This is a genomic window from Rothia nasimurium, assembly GCF_928392795.1.
Taxonomy (GTDB): Bacteria; Actinomycetota; Actinomycetes; order Actinomycetales; family Micrococcaceae; genus Rothia; species Rothia nasimurium_F.
In genome coordinates this window covers 15886-34897 of record NZ_CAKMTJ010000009.1, presented here as the reverse complement: position 1 = coordinate 34897, position 19012 = coordinate 15886, and the positions used below count along the sequence as shown (strand labels likewise).

General features: G+C 59.4%; 16 protein-coding genes and 1 tRNA gene. All 17 read left to right on the top strand.

The genetic code is table 11. From position 1 onward, the window contains the following. Window position 1: 1 nt before the first annotated feature. The 17 genes from L6963_RS09830 (at window position 2) to L6963_RS09750 (ending at window position 18802) form a co-directional block, all read left to right on the top strand. Window positions 2-1294 (top strand): ABC transporter permease, encoded by a 1293-nt coding sequence (locus L6963_RS09830; RefSeq protein ID WP_237196961.1) that lies wholly within the window; start codon window positions 2-4, stop codon window positions 1292-1294. Window positions 1295-1580: 286 nt separating this feature from the next. Next, window positions 1581-1982 (top strand): cytidine deaminase, encoded by a 402-nt coding sequence (locus L6963_RS09825; protein WP_237207560.1) that lies wholly within the window; start codon window positions 1581-1583, stop codon window positions 1980-1982. 138 nt (window positions 1983-2120) lie between these two features. Beyond that, window positions 2121-3419, top strand: a complete 1299-nt coding sequence (locus L6963_RS09820) for a thymidine phosphorylase (protein ID WP_237207561.1) — start codon at window positions 2121-2123, stop codon at window positions 3417-3419. Between the two features lie 36 nt (window positions 3420-3455). Then, window positions 3456-5132 carry a hypothetical protein gene (locus L6963_RS09815; RefSeq protein WP_237207562.1) on the top strand — a complete coding sequence of 559 codons (1677 nt, stop codon included), beginning with the start codon at window positions 3456-3458 and terminating at the stop codon, window positions 5130-5132. 86 nt (window positions 5133-5218) lie between these two features. Beyond that, on the top strand, window positions 5219-6448 hold the full coding sequence (locus L6963_RS09810; protein WP_237207563.1) for an adenosine deaminase: 1230 nt from the start codon (window positions 5219-5221) through the stop codon (window positions 6446-6448). Further along, the gene (locus L6963_RS09805) at window positions 6445-7152 is read left to right on the top strand and encodes a MazG nucleotide pyrophosphohydrolase domain-containing protein (RefSeq protein WP_237207564.1); all 708 of its coding nucleotides are present in this window, start codon (window positions 6445-6447) and stop codon (window positions 7150-7152) included. The genes L6963_RS09810 and L6963_RS09805 overlap by 4 nt, the downstream gene beginning before the upstream one ends. A gap of 254 nt (window positions 7153-7406) precedes the next feature. After that, window positions 7407-8687 carry a phosphopyruvate hydratase gene (gene eno, locus L6963_RS09800; RefSeq protein WP_135013140.1) on the top strand — a complete coding sequence of 427 codons (1281 nt, stop codon included), beginning with the start codon at window positions 7407-7409 and terminating at the stop codon, window positions 8685-8687. A gap of 816 nt (window positions 8688-9503) precedes the next feature. Continuing rightward, a complete protein-coding gene (locus L6963_RS09795) occupies window positions 9504-11438 on the top strand; it encodes a hypothetical protein (protein ID WP_237207565.1) in 1935 nt (644 codons plus the stop codon). Continuing rightward, window positions 11435-12061, top strand: a complete 627-nt coding sequence (locus L6963_RS09790; RefSeq protein ID WP_237198826.1) for an ABC transporter ATP-binding protein — start codon at window positions 11435-11437, stop codon at window positions 12059-12061. Before L6963_RS09795 ends, L6963_RS09790 begins: the two co-directional genes overlap by 4 nt. Window positions 12062-12257: 196 nt before the next feature. Beyond that, a complete protein-coding gene (locus L6963_RS09785; protein ID WP_237207566.1) occupies window positions 12258-12920 on the top strand; it encodes an FtsB family cell division protein in 663 nt (220 codons plus the stop codon). Between the two features lie 43 nt (window positions 12921-12963). After that, a complete protein-coding gene (locus tag L6963_RS09780; protein ID WP_237207567.1) occupies window positions 12964-13545 on the top strand; it encodes a DUF501 domain-containing protein in 582 nt (193 codons plus the stop codon). 61 nt (window positions 13546-13606) lie between these two features. After that, on the top strand, window positions 13607-14563 hold the full coding sequence (locus tag L6963_RS09775; RefSeq protein ID WP_237207568.1) for a Ppx/GppA phosphatase family protein: 957 nt from the start codon (window positions 13607-13609) through the stop codon (window positions 14561-14563). Window positions 14564-14572: 9 nt separating this feature from the next. Further along, window positions 14573-16003, top strand: a complete 1431-nt coding sequence (locus L6963_RS09770; protein WP_237207569.1) for a S8 family peptidase — start codon at window positions 14573-14575, stop codon at window positions 16001-16003. A gap of 190 nt (window positions 16004-16193) precedes the next feature. Further along, entirely contained in the window at window positions 16194-17579 is a 1386-nt protein-coding gene (locus L6963_RS09765) for an NAD(P)/FAD-dependent oxidoreductase (RefSeq protein ID WP_237199316.1), read from the top strand. 68 nt (window positions 17580-17647) lie between these two features. Next, a tRNA-Leu gene (locus tag L6963_RS09760) sits at window positions 17648-17721 on the top strand. A gap of 318 nt (window positions 17722-18039) precedes the next feature. Beyond that, window positions 18040-18582: a DUF2975 domain-containing protein gene (locus L6963_RS09755; RefSeq protein ID WP_237196827.1), complete on the top strand. Its 543-nt coding sequence runs from the start codon at window positions 18040-18042 to the stop codon at window positions 18580-18582. Beyond that, on the top strand, window positions 18569-18802 hold the full coding sequence (locus tag L6963_RS09750) for a helix-turn-helix domain-containing protein (protein ID WP_237196825.1): 234 nt from the start codon (window positions 18569-18571) through the stop codon (window positions 18800-18802). The genes L6963_RS09755 and L6963_RS09750 overlap by 14 nt, the downstream gene beginning before the upstream one ends. Window positions 18803-19012: the final 210 nt, after the last annotated feature.

Genomic DNA, 19012 nt, shown 5'->3' with positions numbered 1-19012 from the left:
CATGAGCGTCACCGCAACTCCCGAAACCACCGCCAGCACTTCAGAAGAAAAGCTGGTCGTCAAAAACTGGAAGAACCCCATCATCTACGGGGTACTCGCCGTTATCGGCACCCTGCTCATCGCCCTGCGCGCCCCCAAGAGCACCATCAGCATGAGCATCAGCGACGGCGTCAGCTGGTTCTCCGCCGAGCCCCTGAATATCAACCCCCAGGTCTACGGCTGGGTAGCCTCCATCGTCATGCTGGCCCTCGCAGGCTACGCCCTGGTGACCACCAACGCCGGCAAGACCCTGGGCCGCTGGGTAGCCCCCCTCTTCTGGTTCGCCTTCGCCTCCGGCCTACTCATCTGGGCCATTGGCTCTACCGCTAAGCCAGAACTCTCCCTGGTCTCCCTGCTCAACGGCGCCGTGCTGCTCTCCATCCCCATGATCTTCGGCTCCATGGGTGGCCTGCTCTGCGAGCGCTCCGGCATCGTCAACATCGCTATTGAAGGCCAGCTCCTGCTGGGCGCTTTCTCAGCGGTCCTGGTAGGTTCGATTACGAAGAACGCCTGGGCAGGCCTTCTCGCAGCCATGATCGGCGGCATGCTGGTCTCAGCCCTGCTGGCTCTCTTCTCCATCAAGTACCTGGTCGACCAGGTCATCGTGGGTGTCGTGGTCAACGTGCTCGTCTCAGGTCTCACCGGCTTCCTCTTCAGCCGCGTCCTTGAACCCAACGCCTCCACCCTCAACTCAGCTCCCAAGCTGCCGGCCTTCGCCATCCCCGGCCTCTCCGAGATCCCTGTTCTGGGCCCCGTCCTCTTCAACCAGAACGTGCTGGTCTACCTCATGTACATCGTGGTAGCCGTCATCTGGTTCGCCCTCAACAAGACCCGCTGGGGCCTACGCACCCGCGCCGTCGGCGAACACCCCAAGGCCGCTGACACCCTGGGCGTCAACGTCAACCGCCTCCGCGCCACCAACGTGCTGCTGGCCGGTGCCGTAGCCGGTATGGGCGGCGCCTTCTTCACCCTGGTCTCCGTATCCTCCTTCAACTCCGACATGACCGCAGGCCAAGGCTACATCGCCCTCGCCGCCCTCATCTTCGGCCGCTGGACCCCCATCGGAGCCCTCTCCGCCGCCCTCCTCTTCGGCTTCTCCCTCAACCTGCAGTTCGTTCTCTCCATCCTGGGCACCAGCGTGCCCACCGAACTGCTCGCCATGCTGCCCTACCTGGTCACCATCTTCGCGGTAGCCGGTCTGGTCGGGCGCTCCCGCGGCCCGGCTGCCGTCGGTACCCCCTACGTCAAGGAATAGGTCCGGACGGACGCAGGGAGATAAGTAGCGCCATCCGGGTATGCCGCCGCCGCGCAACCATTCTTTCTCCTCGCGCGGGGCGCTCGTCGAAATTCATCGCCAGGCCCGATCCACGCGCCGGCAGGCGGCATACCCTACCGGCGCTTGAGCTCCTTCTCCCCTAAGCCAGGTGGCCGCTACCTTCATGGAGGGTAGCGGCCACTGCCGTCTTACCGTTCTTAAATTTCGGCTACCGGGGCGTCCACCTCCACCCGGTTCATGCACAACTCTCACGAGGAAGATACCCATGACTACACAAGATATTGACTGGGACCAGCTCACCGCTGCCGCCACCGCAGCCCTAGCGAACTCCTACTCGCCCTATTCTAACTTCGCGGTTGGGGTCGCTGCCCTGACCACCGACGGGCGTATCATTACCGGCGCCAACATCGAAAACGCCTCCTACGGGCTCACCCTCTGCGCCGAATGCTCCCTGATTTCCGAGCTCTTCCGCACCGGCGGCGGCAAGCTCGCAGCTTTCGCCTGTGTCGATAAGGACGGCAACGCCCTGATGCCCTGCGGCCGCTGCCGCCAGCTGCTCTACGAACATAGCGCCCCCGGCATGCTTCTGCGCTCCACCAGCGGAGTGCTCACCATCGAGCAGATGCTGCCCGACGCCTTCGGCCCCGACCGCCTAGCTGCTCACTAGCGTCCTCATCTTTCCCGTTCACCGACCGCTTTGCAGCGGCCACGCCCCGGCGCGAACTGGCATACTGGAGATAAGACCGAAGAACACAAGAACACAGGGCAGGGGAGCGAAGCTGCACCCTGCCGGGAAGGTGAGCGCTTGAGCACCGAAGCTTTCGACGCCGTAGACATTATCCGCACCAAACGCGACCACGGAACCCTCACCCACGAGCAGATTGACTGGGTCATCGACGCCTACACCCGCGGGGTCGTCGCCGATGAACAGATGAGCGCCCTGGCCATGGCTATCTTCCTCAACGGCATGAATCGCAACGAAATTGCCCGCTGGACTGACGCCATGATCCGCTCCGGCGAACGCATGGACTTCTCCTCCATCATTGGCCCCGGCAAAAAACTCGCTACCGCAGACAAGCACTCCACCGGTGGCGTGGGCGATAAAATCACCCTGCCCCTGGCCCCGCTGGTTGCCGTCTACAATGTGGCTGTACCCCAGCTCTCCGGCCGCGGCCTGGGGCATACCGGCGGTACCCTCGATAAGCTCGAAGCTATCCCCGGCTGGCAGGCCAACATCTCCAACGAAAAGACCCTCGATATTCTCGGCACTGTGGGTGCTGTTATTTCGGCGGCGGGCACCGGCCTCGCCCCCGCAGATAAGAAGCTTTATGCTCTGCGTGACACCACCTCCACTGTCGAGGCTATTCCGCTCATTGCCTCTTCCATCATGAGCAAGAAAATTGCCGAGGGCACCGATTCTCTGGTGCTGGATGTCAAGGTCGGTTCCGGTGCCTTTATGAAGGACGCTGCCCGCGCCCGCGAACTGGCAGAGGTCATGGTTGAGCTGGGTCAGGGGGCCGGTGTTAAAACCAGTGCCCTGCTGACCAACATGGATACTCCGCTGGGGCTGGCCGTTGGCAACGCCAATGAAGTAGCTGAATCTGTTGAGGTGCTCGCTGGTGGTGGGCCCGCTGACATCGTCGAACTGACCGTTGAGCTGGCCCGCGTCATGCTCAAAAACTCCGGTATCGATGCCGACCCGGCGGAGGCCCTTGCGGACGGTCGCGCTATGGATAAGTGGCGCGAGATGATTTCCGCCCAGGGCGGTGACCCCGATGCAGCCCTGCCCGAGGCCCGAGAGACCCACACCGTCTACGCTGATGCCAGCGGTACCCTGACTCGTCTGGACGCTCTGGCGGTGGGCGTGGCGTCCTGGCGTCTGGGCGCAGGACGAGCCCGTAAAGAAGACGACGTGCAGCTGGCTGCTGGTATTAACCTGCATGCCAAGCCCGGCGATACCGTCACCGCAGGTCAGCCCCTGATGACCCTGATGACCGACACCCCTGAACGCTTTGAACGAGCCCTGGAATCCCTCAAGGACGCCTGGACTATCGGAGGCGATTACACCCCCACCGACCTGATCCTGGATAGAATCAACGCTTAAAACCTCCCTTCGACCCTGCAAGAAAAGAGAAGAACCGTGGGCCTATTTAGCCGCAAAAAAACTCAGGCACCTGCCCCCGCACAGAACACCGCCCAGCCCGCCTCTAGCGACACCGCTCAGCGGGATGTTCTGGCAACCGGTATCGACGCCGAACAGGCGCATACCCCCAAGACCGCTGAGACTGCCCCTGCCCCCACCCGCCTGGGCGCAGGCGAGGGCCTCAAAGCCGTCGTTAAGCTCATGCGTGCTAAGGCAGAGGGCCAGGTGACCCTGAACCTGACCCAGAACGCCAACGACATGAAGTACACCCTCTACCAGCGCGGCCAGGAAGTTGAGTCTGGTCTGGTCACTCCCGGTAGCGAGTGGTTCCAGGCCGTGGCTGACCTTTACGTTGAGGAAGAGAAGAGCGAGCGCGGCGCCTGGAACCGCGCCCTGATTGTGGTTAACCCCGCCATTGGCAGCGATGCGGCTGTGCACGCTTCTTTCATGAACACCGCCACCAGCAAGACCCACAACCTCAACTACGCCCTGGATATGGGCGCTGCCCAGGCTCAGCAGGTTGCTGAGGCTGAGCAGGCCGGTGAGGCCCAGCAGGGTAAGGACGCCGCCCCCGCCCCGGTTGCCACAGGGCAGGGGGAAACCGCAGCCCAGGCTGAGGACCGCATGAGCCGTATCTCAGCCCGTCTGGCTCAGGAGAAGGCAGCGCAAGAGAAAGCAGCACAGGAGAATACTGACCAGAGCGAAGCAGAGAAGGCTGAAAGCTCCGCTGAGGAAGCCTCAGATACCGCTGAAGAAGCGGCTGTAGAGCCTGCGCAGGAAGAGGCCCCCGCGGCAGAAGCAGGTAGCGCTGAAGAAGCTGCTGCGGAAGACGCTGCCGCTGAGGAGGCTCCCGCAGCAGATACCGCTTACCAGCAGGGTGCCGTAACCGCTGCTGCCGCTGAGAACTATCCGGCGACTGCGAGCGTCCGCTCTGCAACTCCGGCAGAAGAAGTAGCGCCCGTCGAAGACGCCGCCCCGGCAGAAGAAACTACCGCAGCCGACGAGAATGACGCCCACCAGCTGCCCACCCACCTGGACGACAGCGAATTCGAGACCGAAGACCAGCCCCAGGCGTCCACTTCACCGGCCCAGGCCCGCAGCCTGCCCGCGTCCGCCCCGGCCCTGGACGCCCCCATGACCGGCACCAGCGTCGATATCGCCCCCTCCTACGCCGAGCACAGCCAGCCCAAGCCCTCTGCCACCGAGAAGGCCAGCGGCAACCTGGTGCTCACCGAAGCTGAGGTTGTCTCCCGCTTCGCTCCGGCCTACGAGGCCCTGTTCGGTGCGGACGGTACCGCCCGCGATGTGTCCACCGTGCTCATTCGTGTGCGTACCCTGGGTTCCTACTACGACGCCCTGACCCACGTGCGCCGCAACGGCTTCTGGGAGCAGGTACGCACCTTCGATCTGATCCCCGAAGAGACTCTGGCGATTCTGCAGCTCAAGGCCGACTCCTACAAGGAAGGCCACGGCTCACCCCTGGCCATCAACATCCGCTTTACCCCCGGCACCCCGGTCGAGGCCTCCTTCGACTATGCCGATGAAGAAGCCTTCGTGCGCTACCCCGAGCACCTGCCCGCCCAGCAGTACGTTGAAGAGCTGCGCATGTTCCCCCGCACCGGCGAGAACATCCCGGCCCACATGAGCGAGGCCCTAGCCTCCTGGACCTTCTAGGCCCGCTCACCCCTCACCTGATGCACCCGCCCCGAAAGAGCCCCGGCCTTTTCGGGGCGGGCCACTACTGAAAGAACCTTTCCCGCATGACCGCACCCGCGCCCACCACAACCTGGCTACAGAAACTCCCCAAAGTCTGCCTGCACGACCACCTCGATGGTGGCCTGCTGCCCGAGACCCTCATCGAGCTAGCTGACCAGGTGGGCCACACCCTGCCCACAACCGACCCGCAGGAACTGGGGGAGTGGTTCAAGCAGGCAGCGGACTCCCGCTCCCTGGCATGCTACCTCGAAACCTTCGAGCACACGGTGGCCGTCATGCAGACCGAAGAAAACCTGCGACGAGTCGCCCGCGAGCATGTGCTGACCCTGGCTGCCGACGGCGTCATCTACGGTGAGGTGCGCTGGGCCCCCGAACTGCACCTGCGCGGTGGGCTGACCATGGCCCAGGCTGTTGAAGCGGTAGCCGACGGGCTCATGGACGGCATGGAACAGGTAGCTCAGGCAGGCGGACGCATCCTGGTCAACCAGATCCTGTGCGCCATGCGCCACCAGAACAACTCCCTGGAAGTCGTCAAAACCGCCCTGACCTACCGGGCCCTGGGCGTGGTGGGCTTCGACCTGGCTGGGCCTGAGGACGGCCACCCTACCTCATCCCATGCAGAAGCCCTGAACCTTGCCGCCGAGCATTTCCTGCCCGTCACCCTGCACGCCGGTGAAGCCTTCGGCCTGGCCTCTATCCGTGAGGCCCTGGTCACCGGCCGGGCCCTGCGACTGGGCCACGGCGTCCGCATCACCGAAGACATTACAGCCCGCACCCTGGTAGAGATCGACCCCGACGGCTCCCTCATGCCCGGGGCAGACCCAAATCAGACCGTCCTGCAGCTGGGCGAGGTCGCCGAAGCCGTCAAAAACCGCCGTATCGTGCTTGAAACCTGCCCCTGCTCCAACCTACAGACCGACGCTGCCGAAAAAGCCAGCAATGTGGGGCAGAAGAAGGCTTTTGAACCGGCCCTCAGCCACGAGGAGCACCCGGCGGCCCTGCTCCTGCAGGCCGGGTTCGCGGTCACTATCAACCCCGATAACCGCCTGATGAGCGCCACCAGCATGACCCGCGAATTTGCCGAGCTTGCCAAGCACCAGGGCTTTGGTCTGCCTGAATTCTTCGAGGTCACCTACAACGCTATCAACGGGTCCTTCTGCTCCTTCGACGAAAAACAGGCCCTGCTCACCAGCGTCCAGAGCGCCTACGGGCAGCTAGCTCTCCAAGAGCAGGGCCAGGCAGGCGCTGACCAGGAAGAGCAGCACGGCGAATGAAGCAGCCGATAGAAGAACAGCCCGAGTCTAGCGCTGAACCCGGGAATCTCGGAGCCAGCTTTGAACACCTGATGGAGCTCATGCAGACTCTCCGCGGCCCCGGCGGCTGTGCCTGGACGTCCTCCCAAACCCACGCGTCCATCATGCACTACCTCATCGAAGAAACCTATGAGGTCGCCGAAGCCGTTGAAGCCCCCGGCGGGGTCAACCTGCCCCTGCTACGCGAAGAGCTGGGGGACGTGCTGCTCAACGTCATCTTCCACGCCACTATGGCCGCTGAAACCCCTACCGACCAGGGCGGGTTCACCGTTCAGGACGTCATCGACGGGCTCGCTGCCAAACTGGTACGCCGAAACCCCCATGTCTTTGGCTCCCAGATCCCAGAAAGTGAAAAGCTCAGCGCCGCCGACATCTACGAGGCCTGGGACAGGCTCAAAAAAGCCGAAAAACCCGAACGTACCGGCCCCTTCGACGGGCTCCCGCCGGCCCTGCCCGCGCTCGCCCTCGCCGCCAAGGTCGCGGAGAGAGCCGAGACCGCCGGGGTTGACCTTACAGGCGCGGACGCCGGTGAGCCGCTCCCAACCTTCGCTAACGAGCAGGAGCTGGGTGCCTACCTCTACGAGCTGGCAGCCTCTTCCCGCACCGCCGGGTTCGATGCGGAGCGGGCCCTGCGGACCTATGTGCAAGGGCTAATTCGCGACTGATACGGTGGGGGCGGGCAGAAGAGCACCGCCACCCCACCAGCACCGCCATAAGGTAGTTGTGACCCGTTGGTCAGAATCCCACAAAACCTCAGAAGTGCTGAAGAAAACCGTTGGAAATGTTGAATTCCTGTGTGCTTATGTGGGTTTTTTGGTAGACTGGGGGCATAAACGCGCGCGGGCTCCACGGCCCGATCAGCAACCGGCTGTAGCGCTATATAGCCATTTTCATTTCTCATCCTTCAAGGAGCATTTTCATGGCTTTGATTACCGCAGTTCACGCTCGTCAGATTCTTGACTCACGCGGCAACCCCACCGTTGAGGTTGAGGTTCTGCTCGAAGACGGCGCTTTTGGCCGTGCAGCAGTTCCCTCAGGCGCATCCACCGGTGAGTGGGAAGCCGTAGAGCGCCGCGACGGCGACAAGGCTGTTTACCTGGGCAAGGGCGTTCTCGGCGCTGTCTCTGCAGTGATTGAAGAAATCGCTGAAGAGGTTATCGGCATCGACGCCACCGACCAGCGCGCTGTTGACGCAGCCATGATCGCCCTGGACGGCACCAACAACAAGGGCAAGCTCGGCGCAAACGCTATCCTCGGCGTTTCCATGGCCGTTGCTAAGGCAGCAGCTGAGTCTTCAGACCTGCCCCTCTACAAGTACCTGGGCGGCCCCAACGCTCACGTCCTGCCCGTTCCCATGATGAACATCCTCAACGGTGGCTCACACGCTGACTCCAACGTTGACATCCAGGAATTCATGATCGCCCCCATCGGCTTCGACACCTTCTCCGCTGCCCTGCAGGCTGGCGTTGAGGTATACCACGCTCTCAAGAGCGTTCTGCACGACCGTGGCCTGTCCACCGGTCTGGGCGACGAGGGTGGCTTCGCTCCCAACCTCGACTCCAACGCTGCAGCTCTTGACCTGATCATTGAGGCTATCGAGAAGGCCGGCTACAAGCCCGGTGAAGAAATCGCCCTGGCTCTCGACGTCGCTTCTTCTGAGTTCTACAACGACGGTGCCTACGACTTCGAAGGCCAGAAGAAGTCCGCAGCTGAAATGTCTGCCTACTACGCTGACCTGGTTGCTAAGTACCCCCTCGTTTCCATCGAGGACCCCCTGGACGAGAACGACTGGGACGGCTACAAGACCCTCACCGCCGAAATCGGCGACAAGGTTCAGATCGTTGGCGACGACCTCTTCGTGACCAACCCCGAGCGTCTGGCTCAGGGCATCGAGGGTGGCGCTGCTAACGCCCTGCTCGTGAAGGTAAACCAGATCGGTTCACTGACCGAGACCTTCGACGCTATGAGCATGGCTCAGCGCAACGAGTACCGTTGCATGGTTTCACACCGTTCAGGTGAGACCGAGGACGTCACCATCGCTGACCTGGCTGTTGCTACCAACGCTGGCCAGATCAAGACCGGTGCTCCCGCCCGTTCCGAGCGCGTTGCTAAGTACAACCAGCTGCTGCGCATCGAAGAAGAGCTCGGCGATCAGGCTGTTTACGCAGGCAAGGGTGCTTTCCCCCGCTTCGCAAAGTAGTCTGCCCACTCTCTAAGGTAAGAGAGTAAGGACGCCCGTGCCCCGGCCAGGTTGCCCCTGTCCGGGGCATTGCGTATTTAAGAGGCTTATTCATAAGGGGTTTCACAGGCTCACGCTGGATGGAGCCCAGCAGATTCCGAGCGCGCGAGGAAATAAATCTGCGGGCGGAATAGGCGCAAGCCTGACCCTCACGCCCCGCCTAGCGGCGGATTCCGTTCGCTCTTACGTGCTCGCGCGCTCGCACCCGCTCACTTCATCCGAGCCAGCAGCTTCGCTGTGAGCCTGCTCCACCTACTCTAATGAATAAGCTTCTAAGAAGCTGATAGCTTTGATCGTATTTGCTGTACTACCTGGTGGTATCACCTAAAGATAAGGTTCTTCGTTTTTGTAATTCCTGAGCGGTTTCAGGCCAGTAGAATTTGGTTAAAAACCTAAAAATGTATTGTATGTCACCAAGAGGGGGGGTAGTATAGCTATACACCTCTCAGGAGGGGTAAAGAAAAAGATGCATGGAAGGTGGTTGGGCCTGCAATCCATGTATCGAGGCTTATTCGCATGGAGTTCCGCAGGCTCGCACTCGCTGCCGACCCTCTCGCCTGGTTCGCTTCGCTCACAAGGCGATTCACGCCAGCCACCGAGCCAGCAGCTTCGCTGCGAGCCTACTTCACCTACCCTTATGAATAATCCTCATTACAGTGAATTATCACTAAGGAGAATATTTAGAGTGTGAAAGGGTGAGTGTAAGTGATACGGCGTTGTATGGCTTTTCTCAGTTTTCTAGCTGCAATTTTGGTTGCCTTTTCGCTTTGGTAGGCCATGCAGGGTGCACAGTATTCTTACCCCGCTGGCAGTAATATCAGTTTTTCGCTCAACACAGCAGGTCAGCTTGAAAATAAACAGACTCTCACAAAGACTCTCAACGATTTAGCTCTTAAGCACGATACCAATATTTATAAAATAACCAGTGGGCAATCTGAAACCACTGAAACGCAACGCAACCTCGTAGTCTTTGGAAATCCTCAAAAAATTTCAGACCTGCATATTACAGAGGGAAAAATTCAGTGGGCTGCGCCAGAGGTTTCAGGAACCCTCGTCATTTATGACAGGCTAGGAGAAATCCCTCTTAGTGGTGATTATGTACTCAAAAATAATCCTGAACTAATTAGGGATATACAAGAAACACTTGCTCAGGCCGGAGTAGACGTTGCAATAGGTAACGAACTGAATCCCCTTGTAAGAAACGCAAGCTTGGTCGCTCAAAGTGGTGCTGGTGCAGCTCTCATAGCAACAACCTTAGCCACTGCTCTACTTATGACAGGCTACTTTGCCCGTAAAATGCGAGGCCGTTCTATCCGGTATCTAGGCGGAATGACATACCGTCAAATCCATCGACAAGATATAGGTGCGACAGTGCCCCCGCTGGGAATAGGTGCTCTACTTGGGGTGGTTTTCTCAGCTGCGGGGCTTTACACGATGACAAACGTTGCAACCCTGCATACATTGTTACCGTTTATAGCAGGAGCAGTGCTCTTCTACCTTGTAATTCTTTTTTTCCTTACCGGAGGAATCTCATGGGTTTGCAAACCGACGCTTCAAGCAGTGAGGGAACGCCGGGAAAATTATCGAAAAGTAACACTTTTGTTAGTACTTCTAGCGACTTTTGCTCTTGCGCTGACTACATTCACAACTGCGAATACTTTGGCGCTTAGTAAAGCTGCTTACAGAAGTCTGACACAAGCTAAAGAGCTTGAACTCCTTGGTGATGCCTATGCTCTTAATATCAACTCAAGTTATTTCGACAACCCAGAAAATTCCGACCAATTGGAGCTAACGCTCAATACCCTCGAGGCGCAGGGTAACCTCTACCTATCCCTCGCTTTCAGTACTGCTTTTGAAGGAATGGAAACTACGAGCGGGGACGCATTTGATGATATCTTCCTAGTTAATACTGAGTATTTGGAAGCAACCGGAACTACTCCAGGGCTAGAAATAAGAGAGCTGGATCAAGATATCCTTCAGGGGAGCTTCATCGACTTCTGGAAACCCCAACTAGAGATTCTGTTGAAGGACCCCTCAACCTTCAACCAGGCTTTCTCCTTCTATACTCCTACCGAAGATCACATGGTTCTGGGGCTGGGAACAAACTTTCACTATGGGGGAAAGACCGTCGAAAGTTCTGATGCTTTAGTAGTGCTAGTTCATAATCCTGTTCAATACTTGCAAGTGAATGGGGCTCTTATGCCTCTGATGACCACAGGGAATGTCTTCTTCGCTGATCCAGAAGAGACTCTGCAAATATTTGAAGCGGCCCCCTTTTATGCTCAAGGTGTTTACTCAGCGGACAGCATCAATGACAACTCTCTTACCAAAGCCCAAGGGTTTTGGCAGGAACTAGTCTTTTACCTACTATCAGGAATCTTGCTTGTAGTTTCACTGATAGCCTTGGTTTACACCAGAGCACTTACTTGGGCTCGGTCTCAACGCGAGAGTATCTTTATTCTTCGTTGTGCCGGTAAGCGTTACCAAAAAATCGTAAATAATCCTCTACGTATTCAGGTAGGGTACGGTGCTGGAGCTTTGCTACTTGGAGCAGTCCTTGCTATAAGCATCGGTTCCTATTCAACTGCTATAGATGGAATACAGTCCTTCATCCTTATGCTAGGGCTCTATCTACTGCTCCTGGTATCTTCCTATATTTTTGTTACCCGTCGTGAATTCAAATCTGCTGTACTGCGAGAGGAACAATCATGACCCACCTTGAGGCACAAAATATCACTGTAGTTATAAGAGAGAGAAAAATTATTCAGGAAGTTTCGCTTTCTGCTATGCCGGGGCAGATTACGGCGCTTACAGGAGTCAGCGGCAGCGGTAAAAGCACCCTACTAGCTACCCTCGGTCTTCTCGTAACACCAACATCGGGAAAAGTTACTATTGACGGCCATGACACAAGCCCATGGCCAGAGAAGAAACGGGCCCAGTTTTGGGCTCAGAAGGCAGCCTTCATATACCAGGATTACGGAACATTGACTGATGAAACAGTCGGAGCAAATGTAACCCTCTCAGACCGGGATTTTAAACGTAACCGCCAGACTGTCGAAGAGGCCCTAACCCAGGTAGGGCTGGAAGGGCGTAGTCTAGAACCCGCAACTGTACTTTCTGGAGGTGAAAAACAGCGACTAGGCATTGCCCGGGCCTTGTATAAAAGGGCTGATGTTCTCTACGCTGATGAGCCCACAGCTTCACTAGATCACCATAATAGCCAACTAATATATGACTTACTCAGAAAAAGAGCAGACGCCGGTGCTACGGTACTTGTAGCAACTCACGATGACTGGCTCATCTCACGTTGCGATGCTGTCTACCAACTGCCGTAAGCAAAGAAACAAGGTAGACAATATGCCTTGTCTGCCCACTCTCTAAGGTAAGAGAGTAAGGACGCCCGTGCCCCGGCCAGGTTGCCCCTGGCCGGGGCACTGCCCTTTAAGGACGAAGGCAGGAACTGTTCAGCGGGTGACCAGTTCAGGCGGTAAAATAGGAAGCTCACGGACGAGAGGGCAGGAACAGCACATTATGGCACGCACACCGGGTAAGAAACCCAACCCCATCGCAGCCTTTTTTGGCTTCGGCCTGGGCAAGCCGGCGTCCGCCCCCTCTCGGGAAAAGCAGGCCAAACCCCGCCGTACCCGGGCAGCTAAGCCCCTGCGCACCGAGACCACCGCAGAAACCCCCTCGCAGGAGCTGGGCACCCCGGTAGCCGCCCACTCCTTCAGCGGGCACTTCATCACCTTCGCCATCGTGCTGGTGATTATCGCCCTGTCGGTCTACACCCCGCTGACCTCCTTCATCCGCCAGCAAAACGAAATCAACGACGCCAAGGCCAGCATCGCCGCCCTACAAGCCGAGCAGGACTCACTAAACGCCCAGGTCAGCTGGTGGCAAGACGACAACTACGTCAAGCAACAGGCCCGCAGCCGTCTCTTCTACGTACAACCGGGGGAGACCCCCTACCTGGTGGTAGGCGTGGACTCCACCAGCGAACTGGCGGACGACACCAGTGCGGCCGCTAAAACCGCCCCCGAAGACTCCTGGACCACCAAACTCTGGGGCTCCCTGCAGCTGGCCGCCGAAGACACCTCCGTCAGCAGCCCCGCCCCCGAGAGCTCAAGCAGCCCGAGCGCCAGCACCTCAGCTACCCCGAGTGCAGAGCCCACCGCTACCGCCACCAACCGCTAGCGCCGTTAGACTAGAGAAACCAGCACCATCTTCTAAGGACACCATGACCACACCAGCGAGCACCGACCACCAGCCCCACGGCTTCGGCGTCACCGCCGAAACCCTCACCCCCACCGAGCTTGACCTGAAAGTGCTCTCAGCCCAGCTGGGGCGCACCGTGCGCGATGTCGTGGAAATCCCGGCCCGCTGCGTCTGCGGCAATCCCCTGGTCGCCGCCACCGCCCCGCGCCTGGCCAACGGATCACCCTTCCCCACCACCTTCTACCTGGCCCACCCCGTCATCACCGCCGCAGCCTCCCGCCTCGAAGCGGAGGGCGCTATGTACGAGATGACCGATGAGGTCACCGACGACGAGAGCAAGGCAGCCGCCTACCGGGGCGCCCACGAGAACTACCTGGCAGAGCGCGAACGCATTCGCGTCAAGGCCGGTCTAGAAGAAGTGCCCGAAATTGAGGGCGTTTCAGCCGGTGGCATGCCCACCCGCGTCAAGTGCCTGCACGCTGTGCTCGGCCACACCCTAGCTGTTGGCCGCGGCATCAACCCCTACGGGGATGCAACCCTCGACCTGATTGCCGAGTGGTGGACCCCCGAAACCTGCCACTGCGACCCCGCCTGGCGCGACTAGCCGCCCACCGGCGTCCGCCCCACCCTACCTGTACCTGCCCTACGAGTCACCGGGAGTAACCATGCGCGTTGGCGCTATCGACTGCGGAACCAACTCAATTCGCCTGCTCATCGCCGAGGCCGAAGCCACCGAAGAGGGCTTTGTGCTCACCGACCTTGAGCGTCGCATGAAGATCGTGCGCCTGGGCAAGGGCGTGGACGCCACCGGCTGGCTGGCCAAAGAATCCCTGGAACGCACCTTCGCCGCGGCCCGCGAATACGCCGACCTGCTGCGCGAGTACGGGGTAGAGCACGTCCGCTTTGCCGCCACCAGTGCCACCCGGGACGCGGGCAACCGCCAAATCTTTATCGACGGCATCCGCGATATTCTGGGGGTAGAACCCGAGGTCATTACCGGCCGGGAAGAGGCAGAACTGTCCTTTGCAGGTGCCGTCTCGTCGGTAGGCAATACCGACGAGATGACCCTGGTGATTGACCTGGGCGGCGGCTCCACCGAGTTCGTGCTGGGAAACAAGGACGGCCTGGCAGCAGCCCGCTCGGTTGATATCGGCTGCGTGCGTATGACCGAACGCCATATTAGCTCCGACCCCGCTAACGTCACCCAGGTTTCCCGCGTCATTGCAGATACCGACCGGGCTATCGCAACCGCAAGTGCCTCCGTTGACCTATCGGCGGCCCGCCGCGTTGTGGGCGTGGCGGGAACCGTCACCACCGTGGCAGCCCACGTGATGGGGCTTGACGCCTATGACCCCGAAAAAATCGACCGCGCCGAGATCGCCATCAAGGACATCTCCCGAGCCGCTGCCGATATGGTCGCTATGACCAGCGCCGAGCGCGCCGCCCTGCCCTACATGCACGAGGGTCGGGTGGACGTCATTCCCGCAGGGTCGGTTGTCTGGGCCCGCATCGTTGAGCGCATCAGCGCTCTCACCGGGGGAGCGGTCACCAGCGCTATCGCCTCAGAAAAAGACATCCTCGACGGTCTGGCCCTGTCGGTTGCCGAACGCGCCAGTCGCTAGGAGCCGTCCATGGCCTTTCGGCGACTCCCCACCGGCACCGCTCTGCTCGCAAGCAGCCTGGCTCTAGCCACCGCTCTGGCACTCGGTGCCCTCCCTGCCCGAGCCACCACGGCGAGCCCCTCGGCTGGCACCGGCGCCAGCCCCACAGCAAGTGCGTCAGCCAGCGCTACCTCAAAGGCCAGTGCCAGCCCCAGCGCCCTGGCCTCGGTACCCACCATCGCTACCCCCAAGGGCGACTCAATCCGCGCCCGAGAGTACTGGCTCACCCAGTACGGCTTTACCGACCTGTGGAGTGAAACCACCGGCAAGGGCGTTACCGTCGCCGTCATCGACACCGGTGTGGACGGCACCCACCAAGACCTCACCGGTAACGTGGTGAGCGGCTACGACGCCTCGACCGGAACTACCAAGAACAAGGGCTGGAAGGGTCTGGGCGTTGAACCAGAACACGGCACCCTGGTCGCCTCTGTGATCGCAGGCCACGGCCACGATGACGGCATCACTCCCGCTAATTCCGGCGAACCCGGCGAGTCCGCAGGCATGATCGGGGTAGCACCCGATGCCACCATTTTGCCTATTTCTCTAGAACTCGGTACCACCAGCGCCACTACCCGCTCGGTCGATGAGCAGATTCCGGACGCCGTGCGCTACGCCGTCGATAACGGGGCCGATATCATCAACCTGTCTGTGGGCTCCGACAAAACCAGCTGGCCCGAATCCTGGGACTCTGCCTTTGCCTACGCCGAAGAAAAGGGCATCATTATCATCGCCTCTGCCGGCAACCGCGGTGCCGGTCTCACCCAGGTCGGGGCACCTGCCACCATGCCCGGGGTACTCACCGTTGGCGGCGTCGATAAGAACAAGCAGGACTCCTGGTCCTCATCCTCGCAGGGCATCTCTATCGCTGTCTCAGCCCCCAGCGAGTCCATGATTGGCGCTATCCCCAACAACAAGTACGCCACCTGGTCAGGCACCTCAGCAGCCGCCCCCATCGTTGCCGGCCTTGCCGCCCTCATCATGGAGGAATACCCCGACCTAACCGGCAACCAGGTAATTCAGCGCATCATCGAATCCAGTGATGACGCCGGAGCGGACGGGCGCGATGCCCTCTACGGCTACGGCATCATCAACCCCAAAGCCGCCCTGGCCAGCTCCACCCCGGACGACACCGACACCAACCCGCTCGGCTCCATGAGCGACTGGATCAACGTCCACCGCAAAAACACCGCCTCAGCTGCGCCCAGCGCCAGCGAAACCCCCGTGCACCAGGTCGGCGAAACCATCACAGAAGCAGCCGCCCCCACTCCCGTCCGCCCCGTTGAAGACTCCGGCATCCTACCCTTCATCGTGCTCGCCGCCTTCGCCCTCTGGGTCGGCATCATCACCTTCGGCTCCATCCACCAGCTCACCAACATCATCAAACGCAGCCGTCGCCGCTAGCCCGCGCCCACCTCATCTAGCCTTCATCAAATCTTCACCCTGCTCTGAAAGGCTAGACACCGGCAGGGCAAGAAACGCTCACAGCAAATACACCGCCCAAAACTATGCTTAAACCCCGCAAAAGTGGCAATATAAGCATGGAGACTTTTTGCCGGAACACCGGCACTACACCAACAGGAAGTTAACTCGCATGGCATTCAACAAGATTGCACAGGACCGCCCCCGCGTCCTCATCGTCGGCGGCGGCTACGTCGGCTTCACCGTCGCAAAGAAGATCCAGAAGGTCATCAAGGAGTCCGGCGGCGTCGTCACCGTTGTCGACCCCAACCCCTACATGACCTACCAGCCCTTCCTCCCCGAAGTAGCTGCAGGCTCCATGGAAGGCCGCAACGCCACCGTACCCCTGCGCCAGCACCTGCGCGACTCAGAAATCATCGGCGGCCGCGTCGTAGCAATCAACCACGCTACCAAGACCGCAACCATCGAACCCATCAACGCCGGTGAAACCTTCGAACTGACCTACGACGAAATCGTCCTGGGCGCAGGCGCCGTCACCCGTGCCTTCCCCATCCCCGGCCTAGCCGAGGTAGCCATCGGCATGAAGACCGTTGAAGAAGCAGTCTCCGTCCGCAACTGGGTACTCGAGCGCATCGAAATCGCCTCCCTCACCACCGACGAGGACGAGCGCCGCCGCGCCCTCACCTTCGTCATCGTCGGCGGCGGTTTCGCAGGCGTCGAAACCATCTCCGAACTTGAAGACATGGCCCGCGAAGCCGTCAACCGCAACGACCGCCTGCGCATCTCAGACCTGCGCTTCGTCATGGTCGAAGCAGCCCCCCGCATCATGCCCGAGGTCCCCGCAGACCGCGCCGAAAAGGTTGTCGCTGAACTGCGCGCCCGCGGCATCGAGGTCCTGCTCAACACCTCACTCTCCGACGCCACCGACGGCCACCTGCAGCTGATCAACATGGGCGACAAGTCACCCGCCGGTGAACTCGACACCGACACCCTGATCTGGACCGCCGGCGTTGCAGCGTCCCCCATGCTCAAGGACACCGACTTCCCCATCGACGAGCGCGGCCGCGTCCGCGTACAGGCCGACCTGCGCGTTGCAGGCGATGAGGGCATCATCGAGGACGCCTGGGCAGCAGGCGACAACGCAGCTGTACCCGACCTCTCCGGTGGCGGCGTCGGCGGCTTCTGCGTCCCCAACGCACAGCACGCCTCCCGCCAGGCCCTCAAGCTGGCAGAAAACCTGCTGGCCAAGCGCCGCGGCGAAGCACTGACCGACTACTACCACGAGACCATCGGCGTCGTCGCCGGCCTGGGCCTGTGGAAGGGCGTAGCTAACTTCAAGGGCAAGACCATCGGCGGCCCCATCGCCTGGCTCATGCACCGCGGCTACCACGGCACCGCTATCCCCACCACCGAACGCACCGCACGCGTCATGGCCACCTGGGCACTCAACCAGATCTTCGGCCGCGACACCTCATCAATCCGTCACCAGCGTTCACCCCGCCGCGCCTTCCAGCAGGCTACCGGCACCGCACCCGAAAAGACCAAGGCAAAGCTCTAGGAACTTTTCTGGTATAAAGGTATAAGCGAAAGCGCTCGCTGGGGTTCACCCGGCGGGCGCCCGCTCAAGGCCCTATAGCCCAATTGGCAGAGGCAGAAGACTTAAAATCTTTGTGTTCCGGGTTCGAGTCCCGGTGGGGCTACAAAAAAGAGAGTACGCCATAATGCGCGAAGCGCAGGCGTACTCTCTTTTTTGTAGCCTGGCGTTAAGAAATTGCCCCAGTGGGGCAATTTCAGCCAGCTGAAACTGTACTGACGCCATAATGCGCAAAGCGCAGGCGTACTCTCTTTTTTGTTACCTGGGTGAACTGGGCGCCCCTGACTAATTCTGTTTAGGCTGAAGACTTGCACGGCATATCGATAAACGATAACATCGATAAACGATAGTATTGAAAAACGATATGTAAATGGTTGAGAGAGTTCATGCGAACAATCATCAATTAGTCAGAAAGGAAGCGACTGTGTCTACAAGTCCCCTTAGAAAGAAAAGCTTCTGGTCGTTTGACGTTACTGCATTGGCTATGTTGTGCACCCTATTTCTTGTCACTTACGTACTGAATGTATTTGTCGATCAGAAATTTCATACTTTCCTGAGCCCGGCAGTTGAAGGTGGTGTCAGTTTTGACCTTGCAGCTGGGGGTCCCTTTGCATACTTAATGGCAGGTTTTGTGCTCAAGTCGGCGAGCCTGCTAGTTGCTATTTGGGGGATGTGGTCCATGCTGAATCGCATTAAGAATGGTCAGCTGTACACCGAAGAGACATCACAACGTGCGGTTGTCGTTGCCTATGCGGTACTCGGCTGGCTGGTTGGCAGTGGTATTGAAGGCATGGGTAATAATTTCCTTGCGAACCGTCTTGGCTTAAACGACCAGTGGAGCGGTGGTCTACTCGCCAATACTTCAGTCATGGTTCTTGTGTTCCTGTTGCTTGCGATGCTGTACGTCCTGCAGGGGTCGATTCGTCAGGCAATTGAGCTTCGGGAAGAGGTTGATGACCTTGTCTGAACCGGTTGAACAGAGCAGCAAATACATCCACTGTAATTTGGGTGTTTTACTTGATCAGCGTTCTATGACGCTGCTTGAGCTATCAGACCGGGTTGGGGTGACAGTTGCTAATCTTTCTAAACTCAAAAACAATCGTGCGAAAGCTATACGGTTTAGTACGCTCCTTGCTATTTGTGATGTTCTAGAATGCTCGCCGGGCGACCTCTTGAGTATTGAATAGGGAACGACAGCGATTGTCACCCATCCCCCGAGAATGGGGGAGACTCTGGCTCACAAGCAAGATATTGTTTTGTTCACCCTATTCTTTCTCTCTTGACCCCGAGATAATCTATAGGGTCAAGAGAGAACGAGTAGGGTGAACTGCTAGGTTCGGGAAAAGGACGCTGCGGCGGTAGTAGCTGCGGCTTCTAGGGTTTTCGATAGAGTAGAA